Origin of the sequence: Waltera acetigignens, assembly GCF_025567015.1 — a bacterium.
GTDB lineage: Bacteria > Bacillota > Clostridia > Lachnospirales > Lachnospiraceae > Acetatifactor > Acetatifactor acetigignens.
The window spans coordinates 38,223-60,862 of record NZ_JAOQJO010000022.1 but is presented as its reverse complement, the minus strand read 5'-3'; the positions used below and the strand labels follow the sequence as shown (position 1 = coordinate 60,862).

Sequence of the window (22,640 nt, the reverse complement as noted above, 5' to 3'; positions counted from 1 at the left end):
CGGTATATTATCTAAAAAAATTGAGACACGGGAGTGATCATGAATGATTTTTAATAAAAAAGACACCCTTAATGATACAAATTATACAAGCCACAACAATACATTAATGCTGAAAATGGTAACCTCTTACAGTATTTTCCTGCTGATCATTCTGGTTTTGTTCATCTTTTTATACCGTTCTACGATAAATAACGCGCGTGATTCTTATGATCAGCAGAACGAGACAACCCTGATCAGCAATGCAGAGCTGTTTGAAAGCGATCTGAATATCATGGAAGTCTATTGCAGACAGCTTCTGCAGAACGACACTTTCCGGAAAGTCATGAATTATGAGAATACCTATTATCCTTTTACGGAAATGGGAAATGAATTGCAGAACTCTCTGGCTACCAATGTATATGCAGAAGCTCTTCTTCCGTTAAAAGAGTCCTTTGTCTATTTTCCGGAGACAGACTATGTATTGAATCCTACTTATTTTATATCCGCAAAGCGGTTCTATAGCTGGATCCAGAAGTATCCTTCTACCGAAAAAGAAATGTGGCGATCCTATATGACGGAACCGGAATACGAGAACCGCTTTCTTCCCATGGATCAGTTCATGCCAAATTACAGCGAAAAATACTATATGTATATCATCGACCTGAACGATCTCTATTATATGGATGCCAATGCGAAGGTCTGCTTTATCTTCGAACAGAATAAGATGGCGGATCTGTTCGACTGTGTTCAGATGGATGGTGATAATTTCCTGGCGGTGACCGCGGAAGATGACTCCACCGTGCTTACGATAAATACTCCGGACAGCATTTCCGCAGAAATGTTGGATTCTCTGGACTTTAATAAGGGATATGCAGAGGTCCGGATCGATGGACAGAACTTTACTTTGGGGAAATACGTTTCGGATAACACCAGTTATTCTTACTATTTCAGCTTCCCGCCCTACAAGGCGGCCGCCGGATTGGGTGGCACCCAGCTGCTTTTCATCTTTTTTGCCCTGCTGGCATTGCTTACAGGCGGCTGTCTGGTCTATTATTTCTCCCGCCGCAATGTCCGCCCGATCATTGAGCTTGGGCAGGAATTGCAGACCGCTGTGGAAGTACAGAAAAATCTGCAGGAAGTGGTAGACAGTCAGCGTCCGATCATCTGTACCTCCTATGTGAGACAGCTGTTATCCGGTACTGCTACTTCCGAGGATGAAGTTACCTACATGGAAAACTATCTGGGTATTGCGGATTCTTCTTATTATAATGTGTTGTACATCGTCTACTATAATAATTTCGGAGACAATACAGAAATCACTCTCCCCGGCGGCGTGGAATCCATGGAAGAACTGGAAAAGATCATCGAGTCCGCACTGGAGAATTTCTTCGGTACACCGCTCTTCTACTTCAGCCCTTCGGACCGGACCTATTCCGTTCTGCTGCACTGTTCCGAAGAAGAGGGAAAGGATCTGATCCTGAAGATCAACAATTGTATTTTACGACTTCATGATTATCTGCTGGATACTTACGACATCTGGCTCTTCGCCGGTATCGGACGCAATACGGATTCCCTGATGAATGTATGGGAATGCTACCAGCAGGCCTCCGAAGCTGTAAGTTATACGACGAAGAACTATATTTTCTTCCCGTATGAATTTATTAAGAAGGATTCCAACATATTCTATTATCCGCCGGAGATCTCCACGAAGCTGATCCACTTCATCTCCACGGGCAATACGCCGCAGGTACTGGAGATGTTCAACCTGATCCATCAGGAGAATATCGAGGAACGTACCCTGCCGGTCAACCTGTTAAAATACCTGCTGTCAGATATCCGTAACACTTTATTAAAAGCAAGATTTGCACTGCCTCAGGACGCAGATTCCGAAGCTGTAAAGGTGCTGGATGAACGTTTCAATGAGCACCTGACCTTCAAATTGTGCGAAGATCTTGCCTTATCCCTGTGTAATCTCTTCGGCAATAAGGAGGATGACAATACGTTATCCGCCACCATTGAGAAATATATTAAGGAAAATTACAAGGACCCTTCCTTAGGGCTTAACAAGATCTCCGATGAATTCCAGATCTCAGAGAGCTATTTCTCCCATATGTTCAAGGAAAAGACCGGAGTCAACTTCTCCACTTATCTGGAGAATATCCGCATGACGGAGGCCGCAAGACTGATCAAGGAGACCGATATCAGTCTGAATGAGCTGTATATTGCTGTGGGATATAATAATTCCAATACTTTCCGGCGTGCCTTCAAGAAGGTATACGGAGTGACCCCCAGTGCCATGCGGGAAAAATAGAACAATTTCTTGATAGAAATGCACAAAGGAACAGCCGGGACATCTTCGGAGGATTTAATCCTCCAGAAATGCCTCGGCTGTTTTCATATCTTCCGGCGTTGTGATCTTAATATTCTGATAAGAAGCCTCTACCAGCTTCACTCTTGTCTCAGTAAACAGTTCCACCACGCTGGCATCATCCGTTACCTGAATGCCCTGTTCCTGCATCCTGGGAAGACGATTTTTCAGTCTCTCGTATGCCTGCAGGATCAGGCTGGTCTCAAATACCTGCGGTGTCTGGATATTCCAGACGGTTCTTCGATCCGGAGTGGACAGGGCAAAGCCTTCTCCGTCACTGATCTTTACCGTATCCTTGCTCTGTACCGCCGCCACACAGGCCTGATATTGCACGGCCGCTGCATAGGTATCTTCTAATATCTTCTCTGTCAGAAAAGGTCTGGCTCCATCGTGAATGAACACATATCCGTGCTCATTGGGTACTTTCAACCGTCCGTCAGCAATCAGCTGTAAGGCTCTCCCCACGGACAGATACCGTTCCGCTCCTCCGGAAGTAATAATATTTACTTTGGTAAAATGATATTTTTGCACGATTTCTTCCCGGACATAGGGAATATCCTGCTCTGCCGTCACCAGAATGCAGTCATCAATGATCCGGGATTCCTCCACCGCATGCAAGGCATACCAGATCAGTGGCTTTTCTTTTAACGGTAAAAACTGCTTCGCCACCGCCGACTGCATGCGGCTTCCGCTGCCCGCCGCAAGGATAATAGCGGTACATCTGGGCTTTTCCCCATTCTCCTGAGGCTCCTGTCCGTTTTCCATCTCATTTTTCATGCTGTAATCTTCTGTCTCATTTCTGTCCTGTGCTACTCTGTCTACCATATTGTGTCTGTCTTTCCTTGAAGTCTTTTTTCGGTTCTTATCGCTCGCCCAGCTTTAAATTCGGCACCGCATTCAGATCATAACCGCTGCGGACACCCTTAATGTACTCGTAATAGCCGGCCACACCGATCATCGCCGCATTATCGGTACAGAAAATGGGGGAGGGATGATAAAATGCTATGTTACGTTTTCCGCATTCTTCCTCAAACGCTGCCCGCAGGGAAGAATTCGAAGCCACGCCGCCGGCAATGGCAAATTTATTCAGTCCATAAGCCTTCACTGCATGGAGGGAATGGCTCACCAGCACATCTACGACTGCTTTCTGGAAGGAAGCAGCCACATCCGCCTGATTAATCTCTTCTCCCTTCATCTGGCATCCGTTCAGATAGTTCAGCACTGCGGATTTCAGACCGCTGAAGCTGAAATCATATTCATTCTCCGCCACTGCTGCTCTGGGGAAGTGGATGGCATCCGGATTGCCCTCCTTCGACACCTTGTCAATCTTGGGACCGCCGGGATATCCCAGTCCGATGGCACGAGCCACCTTGTCAAAAGCTTCTCCCGCCGCATCATCTCTGGTCCGTCCGATGATCTCATATTCACCGTAATCCTTGACCACCACCAGATGTGAGTGGCCGCCGGACGCCACCAGACAGATAAAAGGAGGCTCCAGTTCTTTATTCTCAATGAAGTTGGCACTGATGTGTCCCTCAATATGATGTACTCCAACCAGGGGAATTCCGGTAGCAAAACTGATTGCTTTTGCCTCAGATACACCCACCAGAAGTGCTCCCACCAATCCGGGACCATAGGTCACCGCAATGGCGGTAATGTCTTCCAGCGTCACATGGGCATCGGCAAGCGCCTGCTCAATGACCTGATTGATCTTCTCGATATGTTTGCGGGATGCGATTTCCGGCACCACACCACCGTACAGGGTATGTAATGCAATCTGTGAGGAAATGACGTTGGAAAGCACTTCCCTGCCGTTTTTCACCACAGAAGCCGCTGTCTCATCACAGGAGCTCTCAATTCCCAGAATATAAATATCTTTTTGTTTTTCTGTCTCTGCCATTTTTCTGCCTACTTTGCTTTTAATTATTCTCCTGCTGTTCCAGACTATCATTCAACTGATCCGCCGTCTCCCAGCCGTAGATCCTCCATTTGCGGTTTTCATCCCTGCGAAGCAGATATACCAGCATGGTGGAACTCTTTTTTCCATTTTCCGTCATGCCATAGCCACAGGCAATCCGGGCAAAAGAATATCCGTCTGCTGTATAATAGTCCACATTGGTGCTGGACGCAAGAGAAACACTTGTTATTTTTCTCTTATTGTCCTTATAGTTCTTAACCTCTCCCTGTAATCGGGTCAGATAGGTATCTTCTTCGTTATTTGCCCGGAGTTCCTCATCGAACAGCTGAAGGGATTTCCTGCCCAGTTCCTGAAGTTCCTCCGTGGTACAGTCTTCATTGTAGAAGCATTTGATCAGATCATTGTAATATCTGATTACTTCCTTAGGTGTCGCAGGATAATTATTGGTCAGATCTCTGGAGAGTGCCGTATCCACCTCTGACATAATGGCCTCCTGCTGTTCTGTCCTGCTTTTTCCCGACAGATACGAATAATATCCCACTACCAGGACAATGAGGAAGATCAGAAAAACCGTAATTTTCGTCATCGACGTGTTGTTTTTTTTCATATTTTCCTACTTCCCTTCATCAAAGTTCAATTCCATGGTCCAGCCGTCCTTTGCCGCATAAGCTGCGGGGAAAATCTTCCGGACATCATCCATGAATTCCTCAGGTCTCGTCATAGAAGGGCTGTAATGTGTCAGCCACAGTTTCGGTGCCCCCACTTCTTTTGCGATCTTCGCCGCTTCGTACATTGTCATGTGCTTATGTTCTCTGGCTTTGACCAGCTTGTCGGGTTCGCCATACATTCCTTCCAGAATCAGCAGATCCGCTCCCTGGGCATTCTGACGGATGCTTTCAGTAGGACGGGTGTCTGTACTGTAGGTCACCTTCAGGCCCTTTCGTTCCGCTCCCAGTACCATATCCGGAGTGAAGACTCTTCCGTTTTCCTCCAGAGTCTCCCCCTTTTGCAGACGGCTCCAGAATTTCATGGGGATTTCCTGCTCCAAAGCTCTGTCCTTATCAAATCGACCCGCACGGTCAATCACCATACTGTACCCATAACAGAGCACATTGTGGTTCACTTTGAAAGCTTCCAGACGGAATCCTTCAAAAGAAAATGTCTGGGCATTCTCCGTGATCTCCATGCATTTTACTTCAAAAGGAAGCTCCGGTGCGATCACCCGCAGGGAAGCCACCACTTTGGCAAGTCCCCTGGGCCCGATCAGGAGCAGCGGTTCCGTGCGCTCTGCATTTCCCATGGTCAGAAGCATTCCCGGAAGACCGCTGATATGATCTGCGTGAAAATGGGTAAAGCAGATAATGTCGATGGGGTTCGGGCTCCAGCCTTTTTCCCTCATGGCAATCTGGGTGCCCTCTCCGCAGTCGATCAGAATACTTTTCCCGTTATAGCGCATCATCAGGGAGGTCAGCCATCTGTAAGGCAGTGGCATCATTCCTCCGGTTCCCAATAAGCAAACGTCTAACATCTTTCCTCGCAATCTTGCCTAAGCAGCATCTTTTTGTTCTTTCTGTCTATAAAAGCTCTGTCTCCGGCATTTCTTCCACCGGAACGGCAAACGTATGGATCCATTTGTCATAGCAGTCTTCGCACAGGTCAAACTTGTGTCTGAGCCCGTCTTTCCTGCTGAAATAGCCAAATCTCACATCTGCGGCGAAACATCCTTCACGGACGATTTCATTTTCTATCTTCAACTCCTTGCCGCAGCCGTTACAGATTACCTGCTGTAATTTACCGTTTTCTTCTTTTCGCATCCTGTTTCCACCTTTCTGACTGTAAATGTTACCTTTTGACCCTGGCATCATTATAATGGATAATCCGCCGGAAAAGTGATGGTAATACTTGTTAACGGCGCCACATGATCATGGCATCCTCTGTCGGTTTTTCATAAAATTTCGGGCGGATCCCCTCGGAGACAAAACCGAATTTCTCATACAAGTGGATGGCCGGTGCATTGCTCACTCTGACTTCCAGCGTATATGCTGTGATCCCGCGCTCATTGCCGAGGTGTAACAACTCTTCCAGCATTTTGCCGCCAATGCCCAGATTTCGATATTCCGGTGCTGTCACCACGTTGTCGATATTGCCCTCATGAAAACTGTCCGTCAGCCCGGCGCAGCCCGCGATATGACCGTCTGCCTCCGCCACGACATACAGGCAATAATCTCTCGTCAGAAGTCCTCTGAAATCTTCCGCCAACCATGGCATGCTGAAGGACGCAGCTTCGATCCGGCTCAGTTCTTCGATATCCGTATTCTGTAACTTACGAACTTCTATTTTCATGCCTGTGCCTCTTTTGCAGCCTTCTCCTGTTCCTCTCGTTCCCGCTCTGCCTGGCTCTTACGCAGGTATTCGGGTTCATGCTCCGCTGCGGTCACCGTTCTGCCATGTGCATAGTAGACAGCTCCCAGAGAAGCCACACTGGCAGCACGCTGACGATTATTTGCAGCCGGAGCAAAGGAGCAGGGAACCTTCAGTTTCTGTAAGATCTGTTCCCTGTAGACCGGAACGCCGTCTCCTAAGAAGATCACTTCCCGTCCCAGACGGTTTAATTCCTCCACCAGCTCGTCCACGGCAATAGCGCACTGCTCTTTGATACTGTGCATCACAAGTTGATGTTCTGAGCTTTCCTTTTCCGGGATCTCCTCTTTACAGAACTCATAAATTCCGGTATATACCTGATTCCTTCTGGCATCCATGATGGGACATACCAGCTTGTCCGTTCCCCAGAGGTTAAAAGCCAGTCCCTCCAGTGTCGGGACCTCTACCAGCGGAAGGTTCAGTGCCAGTCCCAGTCCCTTTGCCGTAGCCGCCCCGATCCGAAGTCCGGTAAAAGAACCAGGTCCTGCGGAAATGGCAATCGCATCAATGGTATGCAGATCCAGATCGATCATCTGCCGGATCTCATCCAGCATGGGTAATAATGTCTGGGAATGTGTTTTCTTGTAATCCGTGGTGTATTCCGCGATCAGGACGTCATCCTCCACGATGGCGGCGCTGGCCACCAGTCCGGAACTGTCCAAAGCTAATATTTTCATACTGTAGTCCTCTCCTCAATCGTGATCCGGCGGTAATCAAAGCCTTTCTCCAGATCCTTTTCTATGGTCACCTGCCTGTAATGTTCCGGCAGGATCTCTTCGATCAGATTCGCCCACTCGATCAGGCAAAGTCCTTCCCCGTAAAAACAATCCTCATAGCCAATCTCCTCCATCTCCTCCACATCGCCAATACGATAGACATCAAAATGGTAAAAGGGCATACGTCCTTCCTCGTAGATCTGCACAATGGTAAAGGTCGGGCTGTTCACCGGCTCCGTGATTCCGAGGCCATCTGCCACACCTTGGGTAAATACGGTCTTGCCTACTCCCAGATCACCGATCAGCGTGTAGACCTGTCCGGGAAGTGCTTCCCTGCCGATCCGTTGTCCCAGTGCAAAGGTCTCTTCCGCACTGTGGGTCTCTATGATCTCTTTTTTGCATTCTCTGTTATCTGCTGAATCGCCTGTTGTCATTTTCCTTACGCTTTCTATTGTTACGTGTTACATGTTACGGTTATGCAGTTACTGTTACTTTTTATATAATTCGTAACTATTCAGAGCCATGCAAAACTGCGTTCTGCGAATACCTGCATACAGACAGATAAGCAGTTTTATATGGCGAAGTAACCACATGCTCTATTCTTCTGCTGTATCCATGCATCTAGCTGCGGATCTTCACTTTTGTGGGCGGCATATGGGTGGAAATCATTTCAATAACATCCGTTGTCTTATCCTGCATCTGACTTTTAGGAAAAATTGTTGCATTATTTTTCGCCGTATACACAATGATGCTGCGTCCGGTGGATACCGCTTTCAAGCAATCCTCCCATTTCTGACAGGTGGAGCTGTCCCCCTGGGAGATGGTAATGCCGTTCTCATCCAACACATAATGCAGCGGTTCCTTGAAGACCGGATTGTTTACTGCCTGCTGTTTGCTCTTGATATAGAGTGTCCATGGGAGATATAACAGAATCACCACGCCAAGAATCAGATAGATCCAGTACTGTCTCGAGATACCCACGATCACGCCCAAAGCTCCAATCACTGCTCCCAGAAGTCCGGACACACTGTTGTAGCTGTGCCGCAATAAAAAGTCATATAAATCCCCCGATGTAATCTTCACATCCAATTCTACCATAATGAATTCTTTCCTTATAATAATGTGACTGCATAGTTACTTGCTATTATAATCCCATCCCCACCATCCGGCGACTGCGCATAGGATTGCATACTATAGAGAACATTATAAATTTTTTTCCATAAAAAAGCAAGTAAAGAACCGCAGGGATTCCAATATCTGTGACCTGCGGTTCTTATAGTTTACATTTTGTTTAATTATGATTTAACTTTTATCACATATTATTCATGCCGTAATGCTTCGATAGGGCTTAATTTCGCTGCCTTTTTCGCCGGATAAATTCCAAAGAAAATACCTACAGCCGAGGAAAACATACTGGCTCCCAGCACCGTACCCACACTCACCTTTGCGGTAAATCCAATCAGGCTGCAGATTCCGAAGGCTCCTGCCACACCGATCAGAATACCGATCAGGCCGCCCAGCAGGGTAATGATGGCGGATTCCGACAGAAACTGTAACAGGATGGATCCGGTCCTGGCTCCCAGAGATTTCCGGATACCGATCTCTCTGGTACGCTCTGTCACAGATACCAGCATGATGTTCATAACGCCGATACCACCTACCAGCAGGGAGATGGCTGCTACGAACACTACAAAGATAGTGATATAGCTTAAGATCTGATCCATCTGGCTCATAATATCATTAAAGTTCTGTACAGAGATGACATTCTGTCCTCTGACACCATGCCTGTTCTCTAGCAGACGCACCGTATCCTGCGCCACCTGAGAGGCATTTTCCGCGCCATCACTGACGATCAGCAGGTCCGTGTAATCCACATAGAATCCATACCCCTCAGAAATTGTGGAGATAGGTGCCTCCATGGTCACCGTACCGTTTCCTCCCATTCCGAACAGCTTCGATGCGTTGTCCTTACGGATACCAACGATCGTAAATTCCTGTGTCACTCCATACAACGTATAATCAAAACTCATTCCGATCACATTGGTATTACCAAACAGCGTTTTCGCGCTGCTCTCTGTAATGACACAGACCTTATTCGCCGTATAATAATCCGAATCGGTAAAATAACGTCCCTTGATGATCGGATCCTGGCTCGAATATTCCAGTCCCGCCTTACCGAAAGTTGCAGCAGCATCAAAGGTTCCCTTTCTGCCGGTGGCGCTTCCGCTGAAACTCCAGGACGGTGTTACCGCCTTGACATTTGGAACTTTCTCCAAAATGGCATCCATATCCTCTTCCGTGAATACCACCTCTGTTCCGTTTTCCGCGGTGTTACTACTATATACTGCGATCTGGCCGCCCGCCATAGAATTCAGTTCTCCGTTGATCCCACTTTTCACTCCATTACCTATGGAGATGATCATGATCACAGAAGAGATTCCTATGATAATGCCCAGCATGGTCAGAATCGAACGTCCCTTATTACTGCGGATATTCATCAATGCAATTTTGATGTATTCCCATACTTGTGTCATGGATCCGCCTCCTACTGTTCCATAGGCACAGCCGTTACTGCCATGCCCTCCTCCAGGCTGACACCCGTGAGGCTGTTCACAATGATCTGGTCTTCCTCAGTAATGCCATCCAGGACCTCTGTGTATTCATCGGAGGAGATTCCGCAGGTAATTGCCCTCTTAACTACCATGCCGTTCTCGATCACATAGAGGAAATCTCCGTTTTTATCCGCATTGATCGCTTCTACCGGGATCAACAATGTATCCTGTGCACTGTTGGTATGTACGGTCAGCTTAGCATCCAGTCCCAGAATGATCTTGTCATCCGGGTTAGTCAGATGTACTTCTACCCCTACCATGGGCGTATTGGATGCGTTCAGTGTTGCCATACGATTGATCTTACTGATCTCGCCTTCGTATTTATTGCCGGAGATGGTAATATCTACTTTCTGCCCGATGGCAAGTTTTGCCACATCGGACTTGGAAGCATCAAAGGAAACCTTCACATTCTGGCTGCTCTCCAGTGTGATCAGCTGTGCTCCTTCTGTTACGCTGGCTCCGGAGACACCGGTACACTCCGTTACAATACCGTCAAAGTCCGCAACAATTCCTTTTTTCGCCGCATCGTACTGTTCCTGTGCCTCCTGATAGGTCAGCTGTGCCAGATCCTTATCTGCCGCATAGGCTTGCGACTGATAGCCATTCAGGATCGTTCCCTCACTGCTGCCCTTCTGGCTCTGCATCTCGGCCTTGTAATTTTCACATTCCGTAATATGCTCCTGCACGGTAGCGATCTCATTCTGCATACTCACTACATAATCACTGGAATTAGCAATAGACTGCACGTAAGAATTTCTGGCCTGACTGCTGCTGATATCCTGTAATTCCTTATTGATTTCCTTGGCCCGTTCTGCTGTCACACCGTCCTGCAGTTCTTTGTTTAGGTCTGCCGCTTTTCTGCTCAGATCGTAGCTCTCCTCAGACAACTGTCTCTGGGTCTCCCTCTGGCTCGTACTCAGTTTATCCTGCAGTTCCTTGAGATATGCCTTGTAATCGGTAAGCTGCTGATCCAACACTGCTAGATTGGTATTGGCCTCATTCAGTTTTGCTGTACTTTTGCTGTTCTCTGTCATAGTACTGTTATAAGAAGCATTACTCTTATCCTGCTGTAAGGACGCCTCCTGCAGGCGCTGTTCCATCTGATCCATGTCGTAGGTCATCAGGACATCTCCTGCCTTGACGGCATCTCCTGCTGCCACATTGATCTCGCTTAATCTTCCGCTGACCGGAGCAAATAAAACGGTCTTTTCCTCACTGGCTACTTTTCCGCTGGTGCTGACATTTTCTTCGATGTCTCCGCGAAATGCATTAGTGGTGCTTACCATCACTCCAGCATTGCCGGAAAACGCACAGCTTACCATGCGTATCACGATCAGTACAATTATGATAGCCGCAATAATAACAGGTGCTTTTTTACGCTTTTTGCTTGGGTTCTTTGCCTTCTGTTCCTTTTTTGCTTCTTTTTGCTTTCTCTTTTCTGCTTTCTTCATTTCTTTGATTTTTTTAGCACTCAGTGCCTGTTCTGTTTTTTCCTGCTGTTCCATGATCCCTCACTTATGATCCTTTCTATATTCATTCATACTCTTATCTTTTCATAATTTGTTAGCCGTGACCGGCGGCATGGCATTGCATGTGAAAGATTTATTTTCCACTACGCTCCTGCTGTCTGCAGCTCCTCCACCGGAACGATCTGTCCGGAATCGGATTCCACTTTGCCGTCCTTGATCTTGATCACCCGTTTTGCCTGTGCCGCAATATCATTGTCATGGGTGATCAGGATGACTGTTCTCCCCTCATTATGTAAACCTTTCAGAATATCCATGATCTCTTTTGTGGAATTGGAGTCCAGATTGCCGGTAGGTTCATCCGCCAGGATCACCGGTGGTGCCTGAGCAATAGCTCGGGCAATGGCCACTCTCTGCTGTTGTCCTCCCGACATCTCCGAAGGCTTATGATCCATACGGTGTTCCAGCCCCACCTTTTTCAGTGCTTCTCTGGAAAGCTCCTGCCGTACACTTCTGGATACTCCCCGGTAGATCAGTGGCAGTTCTACATTTTCCACCGCAGTCAGATTGGGGATCAGATTGAATCCCTGGAAAATAAAGCCGATCTCCCGGTTGCGGATATCCGACAGTTCATCGTCTGTCAATGCGGATACATCCTGTCCATGGAGCCAATATTCTCCACTGGTGGGCACATCCAGGCATCCCAGCATATTCATCAGCGTGGACTTACCGCTTCCGGAATGTCCGATGATGGCCACAAATTCCTGTTCGTCGATGGTCAGGCTCACATGATCCAACGCCCGCACCTCATTTTCCCCAGGATTGTAAACCTTGCACACATCTTTGATCTCTACTAATGCACTCATTCCTCACATACTCCCATTTCATGATACATTTTCTGTGTATTCTTCATTGTGTCACTGTACTGTTTGCATAATACAATAATATCTATTGAGTGTCAACACATTTCTATAAGTATTTGCAACTATTCAGAGTCATGCAAAAGGAAAGCTCTGGAAGGGCGATTTTGCGCATGCGGTTCTGAATAGTTATTACAGCTACTATAACAGGGAAATCCGAAAAAAATGTTGGGAAAATTCTAAAGATTTTCTATATTGACAATATGTTCACAAAGTGTTATATTCCATGCATAAGGTAAAGTTCTTCAGGGTTGGGTGCAATTCCCTACTGGCGGTAATAGGTCATCCTTAAGTCCGCGACCCGCAGATGCATTCTGCGGCTGATCCGGTGTGAATCCGGAACCAACAGTACAGTCTGGATGAAAGAAGACGTATCACTTATATTTTTTTGTGATACCCATGCCCCGGAAGCTTGTATTCCGGGGCTTTTTTTGAAGGCTTTCCTTGATTTTCTCATAGGAAAGGAGTTCTGAAATGAACAAATTAATGCAAACTGTAACTGAAAATGTGGCCTATGTAGTCATCTTCCTAGCGGTCATCGTGGGGTGTTTCCTGGTGGCTGTGGTGCTGGAAAAGAGTGCCCAGAAGAAAAACGGAGTTTCTGAGCCGATCTTCAACACCAGAAAGCTTGCCATGATCGGTATGTTTTCCGCCATCGCCATGATCCTGCATGTGCTGGACTTCCCCATCTTTTTTGCCCCCGGCTTCTATAAAATGGACTTCAGTGAGCTGCCGATCTTAGTCGGTTCCTTTGCTTTCGGTCCCGTAGCAGGTGTCATGATGGAATTCGTGAAGATACTGCTGAAGCTGTGCATAAAAGGTACCTCTACCGCTTTCATCGGCGATCTGGCGAATTTCGTAGTGGGCTGCAGCCTGATCATCCCTGCCTCCGCTGTGTATTCCTTTAAGAAAACTAAGAAAAACGCCATCCTTGCCTGCATTGCCGGTACACTGGTCATGACGATATTCGGTACCGCATTCAATGCCGTATATCTGCTTCCCGCCTTCTCCAAGTTCTACGGAATGCCTCTGGATGCCATCCTGGCAATGGGTACCGAAGTCAATCCGCTGGCAAAGGAAGGCAGCATTGTAAGCTTCGTGGTGGCATGTGTGGCTCCCATGAATCTCATCAAGGGAACGCTGGTCTCTGTTGTGACACTGCTCATCTACAAGCCTTTAAGCCCTATTATCAAAACAGGTCATAAGGCATAATAAAGATTTTTCACTTTTCGTATCGTTTGGTGTTATTGGTTATAAAAAATTAAGAAGAAAGAGGGATAACATTTTGCTGTGTTATCCCTCTTTCTTCTTATGATAATACGATGTTGGGGTCAAAAGCCCCCGACTTTGATGCCTGCAGATTGTTCCGTGCTACGCATTCCCACTTCTCCGCTCCGCTTCGGTCCGTGCTAAACATGTGCCACTGGCACATAGCACCCTGCCCTCTATTCGCATATCGTGGGATTATCATCCCACTTTTATGCTCATATCGGGGCGGGTCATAACATTACTGCTTCTGGATCTTCATGGTCAGACCGATACGTTTCTTCGCCACATCCACAGTCAATACCTGCACATCCACAATATCTCCGACGCTGACAGCTTCCAGCGGATGCTTGATATAGCGGTCGGTGATCTGGGAGATGTGCACCAGTCCGTCCTGATGGACACCGATATCCACGAACACACCAAAGTCAATGACATTACGCACGGTTCCTTTCAGAATCATGCCGGGCTTTAAATCCTTCATATCCAGAACATCACTGCGCAGGATCGGCTTCGGCATATCGTCTCTGGGATCTCTGCCCGGCTTCTCCAGTTCCTTCAGGATATCTGTCAGCGTGATCTCGCCGATTCCCAGCTCTTCTGCCAGCAGTTTCTTATTCTTAATACGCTTTTCCAGTCCGGAAATATCTTTTGCATCATTTGATGCATTCTGTACTGCCGGTGCATTTTTCTTTGTAGAAGTTTCTGCAGAATTATCAAAGCTCACACCACCCATGGCCGCTGCCAGAGCCTTGCCCATAGCGGTATTGGTATTATGCACTCTTACGGTCTTACCTTTCTGCTCTTCCCGTTTCTTTGCCGTATTGGCTGCATTACTGCCGTTCTTCTGTCCGGAAGCCTGTGCCCCGCTCTTGCCGGAAGCTTTCTTAACTGCCGCCTGTTTCTGGGCTTCCTTAATGTCCTCCATTGTCAGTCCCAGCTTCGCCATCAGCTGCTCCGCTGCTTCGTAGGATTCGGGATGAACGCTGGTGGCATCCAGAGGATTCTTACCATCCGGGATCCGTAAGAAACCGGCACACTGCTCATATGCCTTAGGTCCCAGCTTCGGCACCTTTAACAACTGCTTTCTGCTTACAAAACGCCCGTTATTTTCTCTGTAATCTACAATATTCTTCGCAATAGTCTTGTTAATGCCGGAGACATATTCCAGAAGGGATGCGGACGCAGTATTCAGATCCACACCGACCTTGTTTACACTGTCCTCCACCACGCCGCTTAAGGCATCGCTTAATTTCTTCTGGTTCATGTCGTGCTGATACTGGCCGACACCGATGGACTTGGGATCGATCTTCACCAGCTCTGCCAGGGGATCCTGTAATCTTCTGGCGATGGATGCAGCACTTCGCTGTCCCACGTCAAAATTGGGAAACTCTTCTGTCGCCAGCTTACTTGCGGAGTATACGGAAGCACCTGCCTCGTTGACGATCACATACTGTACCGGACGATCCAGTTCCTTCAACAGTTCTACGATTACCTGCTCGGACTCTCTGGAGGCTGTACCGTTTCCTACGGAAATTAAATCCACATTATATTTTTTGATCAGTTTCTTCAGTTCAGCTTTGGACTCCTCCACCTTATTCTGCGGTGCTGTAGGGAAGATCACTTTCGTATCCAGCACTTTTCCGGTAGCATCCACTACCGCCAGCTTACATCCGGTACGGAATGCCGGATCCCAGCCTAAGACCACTTTGCCTGCGATAGGAGGCTGCAGCAACAGCTGCTCTAAGTTTTTACCGAAGACATTGATCGCTCCGTCCTCTGCCTTTTCTGTCAGATCGTTACGGATCTCTCTTTCAATAGCGGGTGCTATTAAACGATCGTAGCTGTCTTCCACTGCGGCACAGATTACCGGTGTAGTATATTCATTTTCCTTCGTGATCAGCTTTTTCTCCAGATAACGCAGAATACGTTCCTCCGGTGCATTGACTTTAACAGTCAGTACTTTTTCTGCCTCTCCGCGGTTCAATGCCAATACTCTGTGACCTGCGATCTTCTTCACAGGCTCTTCGAAATTGTAATACATCTCGTAGACACTCTGAGCCTTCTCATCCTTCGCCGTACCGGTCACAATGCCTTCCTCTACGGTGATATTGCGGATGTAAAGACGATGATCCGCATCGTCGGAGATCATCTCGGCAATAATATCCTGTGCTCCCTGCAATGCTTCCTCCGGAGTCTTTACTTCTTTTTCTTCGGAAACATACTTTGCTGCCTCGTTAAGCACCGGTTCTGTTGCCTCCTGGCGCAGAATGTATTCTGCCAGAGGTTCCAGCCCCTTCTCCTTTGCAATACTGGCACGGGTCTTTCTCTTGGGACGATAGGGGCGGTACAGATCCTCTACTACTACCAGCGTCTGGGCTGCCAGGATCTTCTCCTTTAACTCATCGGTAAGTTTTCCCTGTTCCTCGATGCTCTTCAACACCTGCTCCTTTTTATCTTCCAGACTTCTCAGATAGGTCAGTCTCTCATCGAGATTACGCAGCTGCTCGTCGTTCAGAGATCCGGTGGCCTCCTTACGGTAACGTGAGATGAAAGGGATGGTATTTCCCTCATCGATCAGCTTCACCGCTGCTTCCACCTGCCATTTTTCTACCTGAAGTTCTTCTTTGATTTTCTGTATAATATCCATAGTTCCTCCTGATGGCCTGTTGCCATTTTGTTTTGCGCATGGGTATATTATACTGGAAATCGGAAGTTTTCTCAATCTTTTCATTCTTATTTCATTTGCTTATTACAGGAAAAGATGGTACAGTACTTAATATAAGCGCGGCAGACAAATTCACCATATGCCGCCCGGAAATGAGGCTTTCTATGGATTATTATCAGAATCAGAATAACGAAATGAATCAAAATATACCACAGATCGATCCGAAATACAGGGGTTTGTCGATCGCTTCTATGGTCTGCGGCATCTGTTCCCTGGTATTATGCTGCACGGGACTGCTGTCCATTCCCACCGGTGCTCTGGGCATTCTCTTTGCATTGCTCACCCGGAAAAGAGGGCAACGCATGAACAATATGTGTGTTGCCGGGATCTGGCTGTCCTGTGTGGGACTGGCACTCGGTATCTTCATCACGATCAGCAGCATTGTCACGGTATTTACCGATCCTTCTTATAGGAATATGCTGGATCAGATGTACCAGCAGATGTACGGTGTCGATATGGAAGAATTCTGGCAATCTTACCTGTAAGACATGCCTATGTTTTCCGATGCATTCTGCGGTTACGAAATCAAAACCCGGAGCAGCCGGAATAACCAATAGAACGCAATAATAAAAAGAAAAGAGGATTTCTATGATACAATATGCATCCAGAGCCCAACTCAAAGAAAAAGCCAGAGATCAGATGGCAGGGCATTACGGCAATGCCATCCTGCTGTCCATCTGCCGGAGTCTGATCGTATTTTCCCTCTCCTTTGCCGTCAGCATGCCCTTCACTATGATCCTTACCGTACGGACACTTATGGGGGGAAGCGCAGAGACATCTCTGGCGGAATATCTGCTTTTGACAGCCTGTACGACTTTATTGTCGATTTTCACCGGAGTATTTCAGACCGGCATCACATTATTTTATCTGAATACTGCCTGCAGCAGACCTGCTGTAACTGCCAATCTGTTCTACGGCTTCAAATACTTATTCAAAAAATCGCTCGGGATCTCCGCAGTACTGATCCTGCTGAATACGGCATGTACACTTCCGTTTGATATCTGCTATTTTCTCCTGCGGTCAGGGAAAGGCTTCGACGCCATAACTATGGCAATCCTGTGCATTGTGCTTATGGTCATCGGTATGTGTATCTATATTCCGTTATCCCTTGGTTTATCCCAGGCTTACTATTTACTGTTGGATTTTCCCCAGTATAGCGCTATGGAGCTGATGAAATTAAGCTTCCGTATTATGAAAGGACATAAATGGGAGCTGTTCTGCTTACAAATGAGTTTCCTGCCGCTGGGATTTCTGTGTTTGCTGAGCTTCGGTATCGGAACTCTGTGGCTGGTGCCATATATGAACATGACCCAGACCTTATATTTTCTGGATCTGATGCAGAACGAGCACAGGCATTAATTGCCTGTGCTCTTTATTGTCTGTGCTATCACCGTGATGGTGTCCAGTACCATATCTTTCTGCGCATCATCCGTATAATTTCCGGTATACACATAAATTTTTCCATTTTTCAACTGATAGATCTGAATCTGGTCCGAAGCAATATTGTTACTTAAAAGTGCCTCACGGCCGCCCATGGCTTCTATCGTTTCCTCTGTCCACGCGCCGGTATCTACCATCATATCCAGTCCTTCCTGGGTCAGTGACATATTGTCCTCCAGATAGAACACCGGTGTACCTTCCATACTGCGCATTTCACTTTCCTTTATCACCATATAAGGAGCCTGTTCTTTTAAGCCATCCAACATTACCTGCAGAAGTTCCGGTTTCAACTGTGTGACCACGGTGTCATTCTCCGCCACCGAGATACTTGTGGAGCCGTCATCCGCTGTCCCTTTATAGAAGATCGTAAGCGGGTGATAATCCGTCGTCACCTGCTCCCACACTTCCCAGTCTTCTGCCGGATAGCTGAAACTGAACTTTCCATCACTTAAGCTCTCCAGTTCCATTCCCTGCAGATCTGCCAGCTCGATCACCGGATATTGGGAAGTCTGTACCCGATTCCGGACCAAAGGGATCACTTTTGCCGCCGTAACTATCACAGCCACAACGATCAGGGCAAGCACAATTCTGCTGCCCATGGACTCTCCTATCGCTTTTTTGCCCTGGTTTGTCTCTTTGTTTTCGTTTCTCATATGTAATTTTCTCCCTTATAAAAAATCACATTCCAGAAAGCTTTCACTCCTTCTGGAATGTGTCATTTACAAACTTGAATTTGTTAATTCTCTGTGTTCTTCTTATCTCCCTGCACGCTGATCCATTTCAGATAGCCATTGATGAAGATATCCAGTCCGCCGTCCAGTACTGCGTCCACATTACCGGTCTCCACATCGGTACGATGATCCTTGACCAGTGTGTAAGGCTGTAATACATAGGAGCGGATCTGGTTACCCCAGCCAATCTCCTTGACCTCACCGCGGATATCAGACAGCTTCTCGGCATTTGCTTCCTGCTTTAACAGATACAGCTTGGCTTTCAGCATCTGCATTGCCTTATCCTTGTTCTGGAACTGGCTTCGCTCATTCTGACATTGTACCACGGTTCCCGTAGGAATATGGGTGATACGAATGGCAGAGGAGGTCTTGTTGATATGCTGGCCACCGGCACCGCTGCTTCGGTAGGTGTCGATGCGCAGATCCTTCTCATCAATATCCACATCCAGATCGCCCTCGATATCCGGCATAACATCCAGCGATACAAAGGAAGTCTGACGTTTTCCCTGAGCATTGAAAGGGGAAATACGCACCAGACGGTGTACTCCCTTCTCGGATTTCAGGTAGCCGTAGGCATTCAGGCCGTTGACCTGAAAAGTCACTGACTTGATACCTGCTTCGTCACCATCCAGATAGTCCAGTACTTCGATGGCAAAGCCCTTGCGCTCCGCCCAGCGGGTATACATACGATACAGCATGCCGCACCAGTCACAGCTCTCGGTACCTCCGGCACCGGCATTGAGCTTTAAGATCGCATTGTTTTTGTCATATTCTCCGGATAATAATGTACCGATCCTGAGTTCGTCGAATTCCCTGATGAATTCATCCAGCTCCTCACGGATCTCAGGGATCAGAGACGCATCGTTTTCCTCATATCCCATATCGATCAAGGTCAGGATGTCATCGAACTGTGTCGAAAGCTTGTCGCACTCTCCCACAGTATCCTTCAGGTTCTTCAGTTCTTTCATTTTCTGATTGGAACGCTCCGGGTCATCCCAGAATCCGGGAGCCTCCATCTCACGTTCCATTTCTTCGATCCGCTTTGCCTTGTTAGCAAGGTCAAAGTGAATCCCTCACTTCCGCTAAAGGTGTTTCGTAGGACAGGATTTCTGTCTTCATCTGATCTAATTCAACCACTTAACGTCACCCACTTTCTTATTCTATTATTTTAATGATGCCAGGATCAAAAGGTCTAAGCCCACATGAGCTTGCTCATAGGTGGGTGAAAGACCTTGGGTAGGATTGTTCCGTGCTGCCGCACTATCTTCCGACTGTTGTCAGAAAGCATCAGGCTTTCCGTCCGCAGCAGTTCTTGTATTTTTTGCCGCTGCCGCAAGGACAGGGATCATTGGGATATACCTTTGCATTTTCACGCTTTACCGGTCCCTTCTGTAAGGAATCATCCTTGTTGGTACCGGTGATCTGGGCCTGCTGCTCACGCTCTACCTTCTGCTCGATCTTGATGTGGAACAGAAGTCTTACGGTCTCTTCACGGATGTTCTGGGTCATCTCGTCGAACATCTCGTAACCGCTCATCTTGTACTCTACCAGAGGATCTCTCTGTCCGTATGCCTGTAAGCCCACGCCCTGACGCAGCTGCTCCATGTCGTCGATATGATCCATCCACTTACGGTCAATGACCTTCAGCAGAACCACACGCTCCAGCTCACGGATCGCTTCGGGTTCGGGGAACTCGGCTTCTTTTGCTTCGTACAGCTTCACAGCTTCTTCCTTTAACTGCTGCTTTAAGCTATTCTTCTTGGGCTTCTTCACACGCTCCGGCGTCAGAGGCTGTAACGGGATCGTAGGAATGAGCAGGGTATTTAACTCATTGAAATCCCAGTCGGAGATATCTGCGTCGTCATTGATACAGATATCTACACAGTTCTCTGTAATATCGGTGATCATCTTGTAGATCACATCGCGCATGCTCTCGCCGTTCAGTACCCGCAGACGCTCCTCGTAGATAATCTCTCTCTGTTCACTCATGACACGGTCATACTCTAACAGATTCTTACGGATACCGTAGTTGTTGCTCTCGATCTTCTTCTGTGCGGATTCGATGGCATTGGTCAATGCTTTGTGTTCGATCTCCTGTCCCTCAGGGATACCTAAGGTATTGAACATGCTGATCAGGCGCTCGGAACCGAACAGTCTCATCAGATCGTCCTCCAGAGAGATGTAGAACTTGGACTCACCTGGATCTCCCTGACGTCCGGAACGACCACGCAGCTGATTATCAATACGTCTGGACTCATGACGCTCGGTACCGATGATCTTCAGTCCGCCGGCGGCTCTCGCTTCATCATCCAGCTTGATATCCGTACCACGGCCTGCCATGTTGGTAGCGATGGTTACCGCACCGTGTACACCGGCATCGGCTACGATCTCTGCTTCCAGTTCATGGAATTTTGCATTCAGTACCTTGTGCTGGATGCCGCGCTTGGTCAGCATTCTGCTCAGTTCCTCACTGGCTTCGATCGTGATCGTACCTACCAGTACAGGCTGTCCTGTGGCGTGTGCTTCCTCTACCGCATTCACGATAGCGTTCAGCTTCTCTCTCTTCGTCTTGTATACAGCATCCTGCAGATCCTTACGGATAACGGGACGGTTCGTAGGGATCACAACAACATCCATGCCGTAGATCTCACGGAACTCGGTCTCCTCAGTGAGAGCCGTACCGGTCATACCACACTTTTTATCGAATAGATTAAAGAAGTTCTGGAAGGTAATGGATGCCAGCGTCTTACTTTCTCTCTTCACCTTTACATGCTCTTTTGCTTCGATTGCCTGATGCAGACCGTCGGAATAACGACGTCCCGGCATGATACGTCCGGTAAATTCATCGACAATCAGTACCTGGTCATCCTTTACCACGTAATCTTTATCACGGAACATCAGATTATGGGCACGTAATGCCAGAATGATGTTGTGCTGGATCTCCAGGTTCTCGGGATCAGCGAAGTTATCAATGTGGAAGAATCTCTCAACCTTCTCCATACCTGCTGCGGTCAGGTTAATGATCTTATCCTTCTCGTTGACTACGAAGTCTCCGGTCTCTTCCTGTACCACACCCATAATGGCGTCCATCTTGGTCAGTTCCTGTACATCATCACCGCGCTTCATCTGACGTGCCAGCAGATCACACATTTCATATAAAGCGGTAGACTTGCCGCTCTGTCCGGAAATGATCAGAGGAGTTCTCGCTTCATCGATCAGTACAGAGTCCACCTCATCGATGATGGCATAATGCAATCCACGCAGAACCAGCTGTTCCTTGTAAATAACCATGTTATCACGCAGATAATCAAATCCCAGTTCGTTGTTGGTAACATAAGTGATATCACACTTGTAAGCTTCCTGTCTCTCCTCGGAGGTCATGCTGTTCAGTACCACGCCGACCTTCAGTCCCAGAAACTCATGTACCTGACCCATCCACTCCGCATCACGCTTTGCCAGATAGTCATTGACGGTAACAACATGGACACCCTTGCCTTCCAAAGCATTCAGATAAGCGGGAAGGGTAGACACCAAAGTCTTACCTTCACCGGTACGCATCTCTGCGATACGTCCCTGATGCAGGATGATACCACCGATCAGCTGTACTCTGTAGTGTTCCATGTTCAGAACACGCTTTGCAGCCTCTCTCACGGTTGCATAAGCCTCCGGAAGCAGATCGTCCAGAGTCTCTCCCTCGGTCAGACGCTTCTTGTACTCCTCGGTCTTACCCCGCAGCTCCTCATCGGAAAGTGCCTGCATCGCAGGGCGAAGTGCCTCGATCTTGTCCACCAGAGGTTCAATACGCTTCAGTTCTCTGGAACTGTGCGTGCCAAATATCTTCTCAATAACGCTCATTTTTTCCTCGTTTCCGCACCCTTTTGACAATAAAATGTCCATGGGTCTTCGCATAATTCAAAGGTTATTGTAGCAGATTTTCCTCTATGTTTCAACCTTTCTGTGCCTGCAGAGCCGTGAAAAGACTGTAAAAATTTTATGAACAGCTCTCTTCATCTATTCTGTCCCGGAAAATTGACAGTCCGGGGAAAAATTATTATAATTGAAATAAGTAAGATTT

At 47.5% G+C, this 22,640-nt stretch carries 20 protein-coding genes, 1 pseudogene and 1 riboswitch; of the genes and pseudogenes, 5 read left to right on the top strand and 16 right to left on the bottom strand.

What is annotated here, in order from left to right:
- Nucleotides 1-43: 43 nt before the first annotated feature.
- Nucleotides 44-2,290: a helix-turn-helix domain-containing protein gene (locus tag OCV96_RS17240; RefSeq protein WP_262595038.1), complete on the top strand. Its 2,247-nt coding sequence runs from the start codon at nt 44-46 to the stop codon at nt 2,288-2,290.
- Nucleotides 2,291-2,344: 54 nt separating this feature from the next.
- Here the strand turns inward: OCV96_RS17240 and ispD are convergent, their stop codons facing one another.
- The 12 genes from ispD to OCV96_RS17180 form a co-directional block, all read right to left on the bottom strand.
- Nucleotides 2,345-3,172: a 2-C-methyl-D-erythritol 4-phosphate cytidylyltransferase gene (ispD, locus tag OCV96_RS17235; protein ID WP_317239306.1), complete on the bottom strand. Its 828-nt coding sequence runs from the start codon at nt 3,170-3,172 to the stop codon at nt 2,345-2,347.
- Between the two features lie 37 nt (nt 3,173-3,209).
- Nucleotides 3,210-4,247, bottom strand: coding sequence for a tRNA (adenosine(37)-N6)-threonylcarbamoyltransferase complex transferase subunit TsaD (gene tsaD / locus OCV96_RS17230; protein ID WP_022312450.1), 1,038 nt, complete (start codon nt 4,245-4,247; stop codon nt 3,210-3,212).
- A gap of 19 nt (nt 4,248-4,266) precedes the next feature.
- The gene (locus OCV96_RS17225; RefSeq protein WP_022312449.1) at nt 4,267-4,872 is read right to left on the bottom strand and encodes a DUF6715 family protein; all 606 of its coding nucleotides are present in this window, start codon (nt 4,870-4,872) and stop codon (nt 4,267-4,269) included.
- 6 nt (nt 4,873-4,878) lie between these two features.
- Nucleotides 4,879-5,793 carry a ribonuclease Z gene (locus OCV96_RS17220; protein ID WP_117467048.1) on the bottom strand — a complete coding sequence of 305 codons (915 nt, stop codon included), beginning with the start codon at nt 5,791-5,793 and terminating at the stop codon, nt 4,879-4,881.
- Between the two features lie 46 nt (nt 5,794-5,839).
- Complete coding sequence (locus tag OCV96_RS17215) at nt 5,840-6,079, bottom strand: hypothetical protein (protein WP_118505389.1); 240 nt, start codon at nt 6,077-6,079, stop codon at nt 5,840-5,842.
- Nucleotides 6,080-6,170: 91 nt separating this feature from the next.
- The gene (gene rimI / locus OCV96_RS17210) at nt 6,171-6,608 is read right to left on the bottom strand and encodes a ribosomal protein S18-alanine N-acetyltransferase (RefSeq protein ID WP_262595036.1); all 438 of its coding nucleotides are present in this window, start codon (nt 6,606-6,608) and stop codon (nt 6,171-6,173) included.
- On the bottom strand, nt 6,605-7,363 hold the full coding sequence (tsaB, locus tag OCV96_RS17205; protein WP_118539865.1) for a tRNA (adenosine(37)-N6)-threonylcarbamoyltransferase complex dimerization subunit type 1 TsaB: 759 nt from the start codon (nt 7,361-7,363) through the stop codon (nt 6,605-6,607). Before tsaB ends, rimI begins: the two co-directional genes overlap by 4 nt.
- The gene (tsaE, locus tag OCV96_RS17200; protein WP_022312444.1) at nt 7,360-7,836 is read right to left on the bottom strand and encodes a tRNA (adenosine(37)-N6)-threonylcarbamoyltransferase complex ATPase subunit type 1 TsaE; all 477 of its coding nucleotides are present in this window, start codon (nt 7,834-7,836) and stop codon (nt 7,360-7,362) included. Before tsaE ends, tsaB begins: the two co-directional genes overlap by 4 nt.
- Nucleotides 7,837-8,023: 187 nt before the next feature.
- The gene (locus OCV96_RS17195) at nt 8,024-8,500 is read right to left on the bottom strand and encodes a YcxB family protein (RefSeq protein ID WP_022313092.1); all 477 of its coding nucleotides are present in this window, start codon (nt 8,498-8,500) and stop codon (nt 8,024-8,026) included.
- Between the two features lie 221 nt (nt 8,501-8,721).
- A complete protein-coding gene (locus OCV96_RS17190) occupies nt 8,722-9,936 on the bottom strand; it encodes an ABC transporter permease (RefSeq protein WP_227064461.1) in 1,215 nt (404 codons plus the stop codon).
- An 11-nt stretch (nt 9,937-9,947) separates the two neighbouring features.
- Nucleotides 9,948-11,519 carry an efflux RND transporter periplasmic adaptor subunit gene (locus OCV96_RS17185; protein WP_262595035.1) on the bottom strand — a complete coding sequence of 524 codons (1,572 nt, stop codon included), beginning with the start codon at nt 11,517-11,519 and terminating at the stop codon, nt 9,948-9,950.
- 107 nt (nt 11,520-11,626) lie between these two features.
- Nucleotides 11,627-12,346 (bottom strand): ABC transporter ATP-binding protein, encoded by a 720-nt coding sequence (locus OCV96_RS17180; protein WP_022313089.1) that lies wholly within the window; start codon nt 12,344-12,346, stop codon nt 11,627-11,629.
- Nucleotides 12,347-12,637: 291 nt separating this feature from the next.
- Nucleotides 12,638-12,775: riboswitch (FMN riboswitch) on the top strand.
- Nucleotides 12,776-12,874: 99 nt separating this feature from the next.
- Here OCV96_RS17180 and OCV96_RS17175 point away from each other — a divergent pair.
- Both OCV96_RS17175 and OCV96_RS19675 read left to right on the top strand, forming a co-directional pair.
- Nucleotides 12,875-13,612: an ECF transporter S component gene (locus OCV96_RS17175; protein ID WP_022313088.1), complete on the top strand. Its 738-nt coding sequence runs from the start codon at nt 12,875-12,877 to the stop codon at nt 13,610-13,612.
- Nucleotides 13,613-13,722: 110 nt separating this feature from the next.
- A pseudogene (locus OCV96_RS19675) lies at nt 13,723-13,999 on the top strand (hypothetical protein).
- Here OCV96_RS19675 and OCV96_RS17165 read toward each other — a convergent pair.
- Nucleotides 13,908-16,316 carry a Tex family protein gene (locus OCV96_RS17165; protein WP_262595034.1) on the bottom strand — a complete coding sequence of 803 codons (2,409 nt, stop codon included), beginning with the start codon at nt 16,314-16,316 and terminating at the stop codon, nt 13,908-13,910. The pseudogene OCV96_RS19675 and the gene OCV96_RS17165 overlap by 92 nt on opposite strands.
- Before the next feature lie 182 nt (nt 16,317-16,498).
- On the opposite strand from OCV96_RS17165, the gene OCV96_RS17160 reads away from it, so the two are divergent.
- Together OCV96_RS17160 and OCV96_RS17155 are read left to right on the top strand one after the other, a co-directional pair.
- Nucleotides 16,499-16,879: a DUF4190 domain-containing protein gene (locus OCV96_RS17160; RefSeq protein WP_022313149.1), complete on the top strand. Its 381-nt coding sequence runs from the start codon at nt 16,499-16,501 to the stop codon at nt 16,877-16,879.
- Nucleotides 16,880-16,982: 103 nt separating this feature from the next.
- Nucleotides 16,983-17,753, top strand: a complete 771-nt coding sequence (locus OCV96_RS17155) for a DUF975 family protein (protein ID WP_262595033.1) — start codon at nt 16,983-16,985, stop codon at nt 17,751-17,753.
- On the opposite strand, the gene OCV96_RS17150 is transcribed toward OCV96_RS17155, so the two are convergent.
- From OCV96_RS17150 to secA, 3 genes are all read right to left on the bottom strand, one after another.
- Nucleotides 17,750-18,487 (bottom strand): hypothetical protein, encoded by a 738-nt coding sequence (locus OCV96_RS17150; RefSeq protein ID WP_022152925.1) that lies wholly within the window; start codon nt 18,485-18,487, stop codon nt 17,750-17,752. The genes OCV96_RS17155 and OCV96_RS17150 overlap by 4 nt on opposite strands.
- A gap of 83 nt (nt 18,488-18,570) precedes the next feature.
- Nucleotides 18,571-19,702, bottom strand: a protein-coding gene (gene prfB / locus OCV96_RS17145) for a peptide chain release factor 2 (protein WP_118539859.1) whose coding sequence is annotated in 2 segments (ribosomal slippage) — nt 18,571-19,626 and nt 19,628-19,702 — 1,131 coding nt in all. Because the reading frame shifts where the segments join, the coding sequence is not laid out codon by codon here.
- 150 nt (nt 19,703-19,852) lie between these two features.
- Complete coding sequence (secA, locus tag OCV96_RS17140; protein ID WP_262595032.1) at nt 19,853-22,420, bottom strand: preprotein translocase subunit SecA; 2,568 nt, start codon at nt 22,418-22,420, stop codon at nt 19,853-19,855.
- Nucleotides 22,421-22,640: the final 220 nt, after the last annotated feature.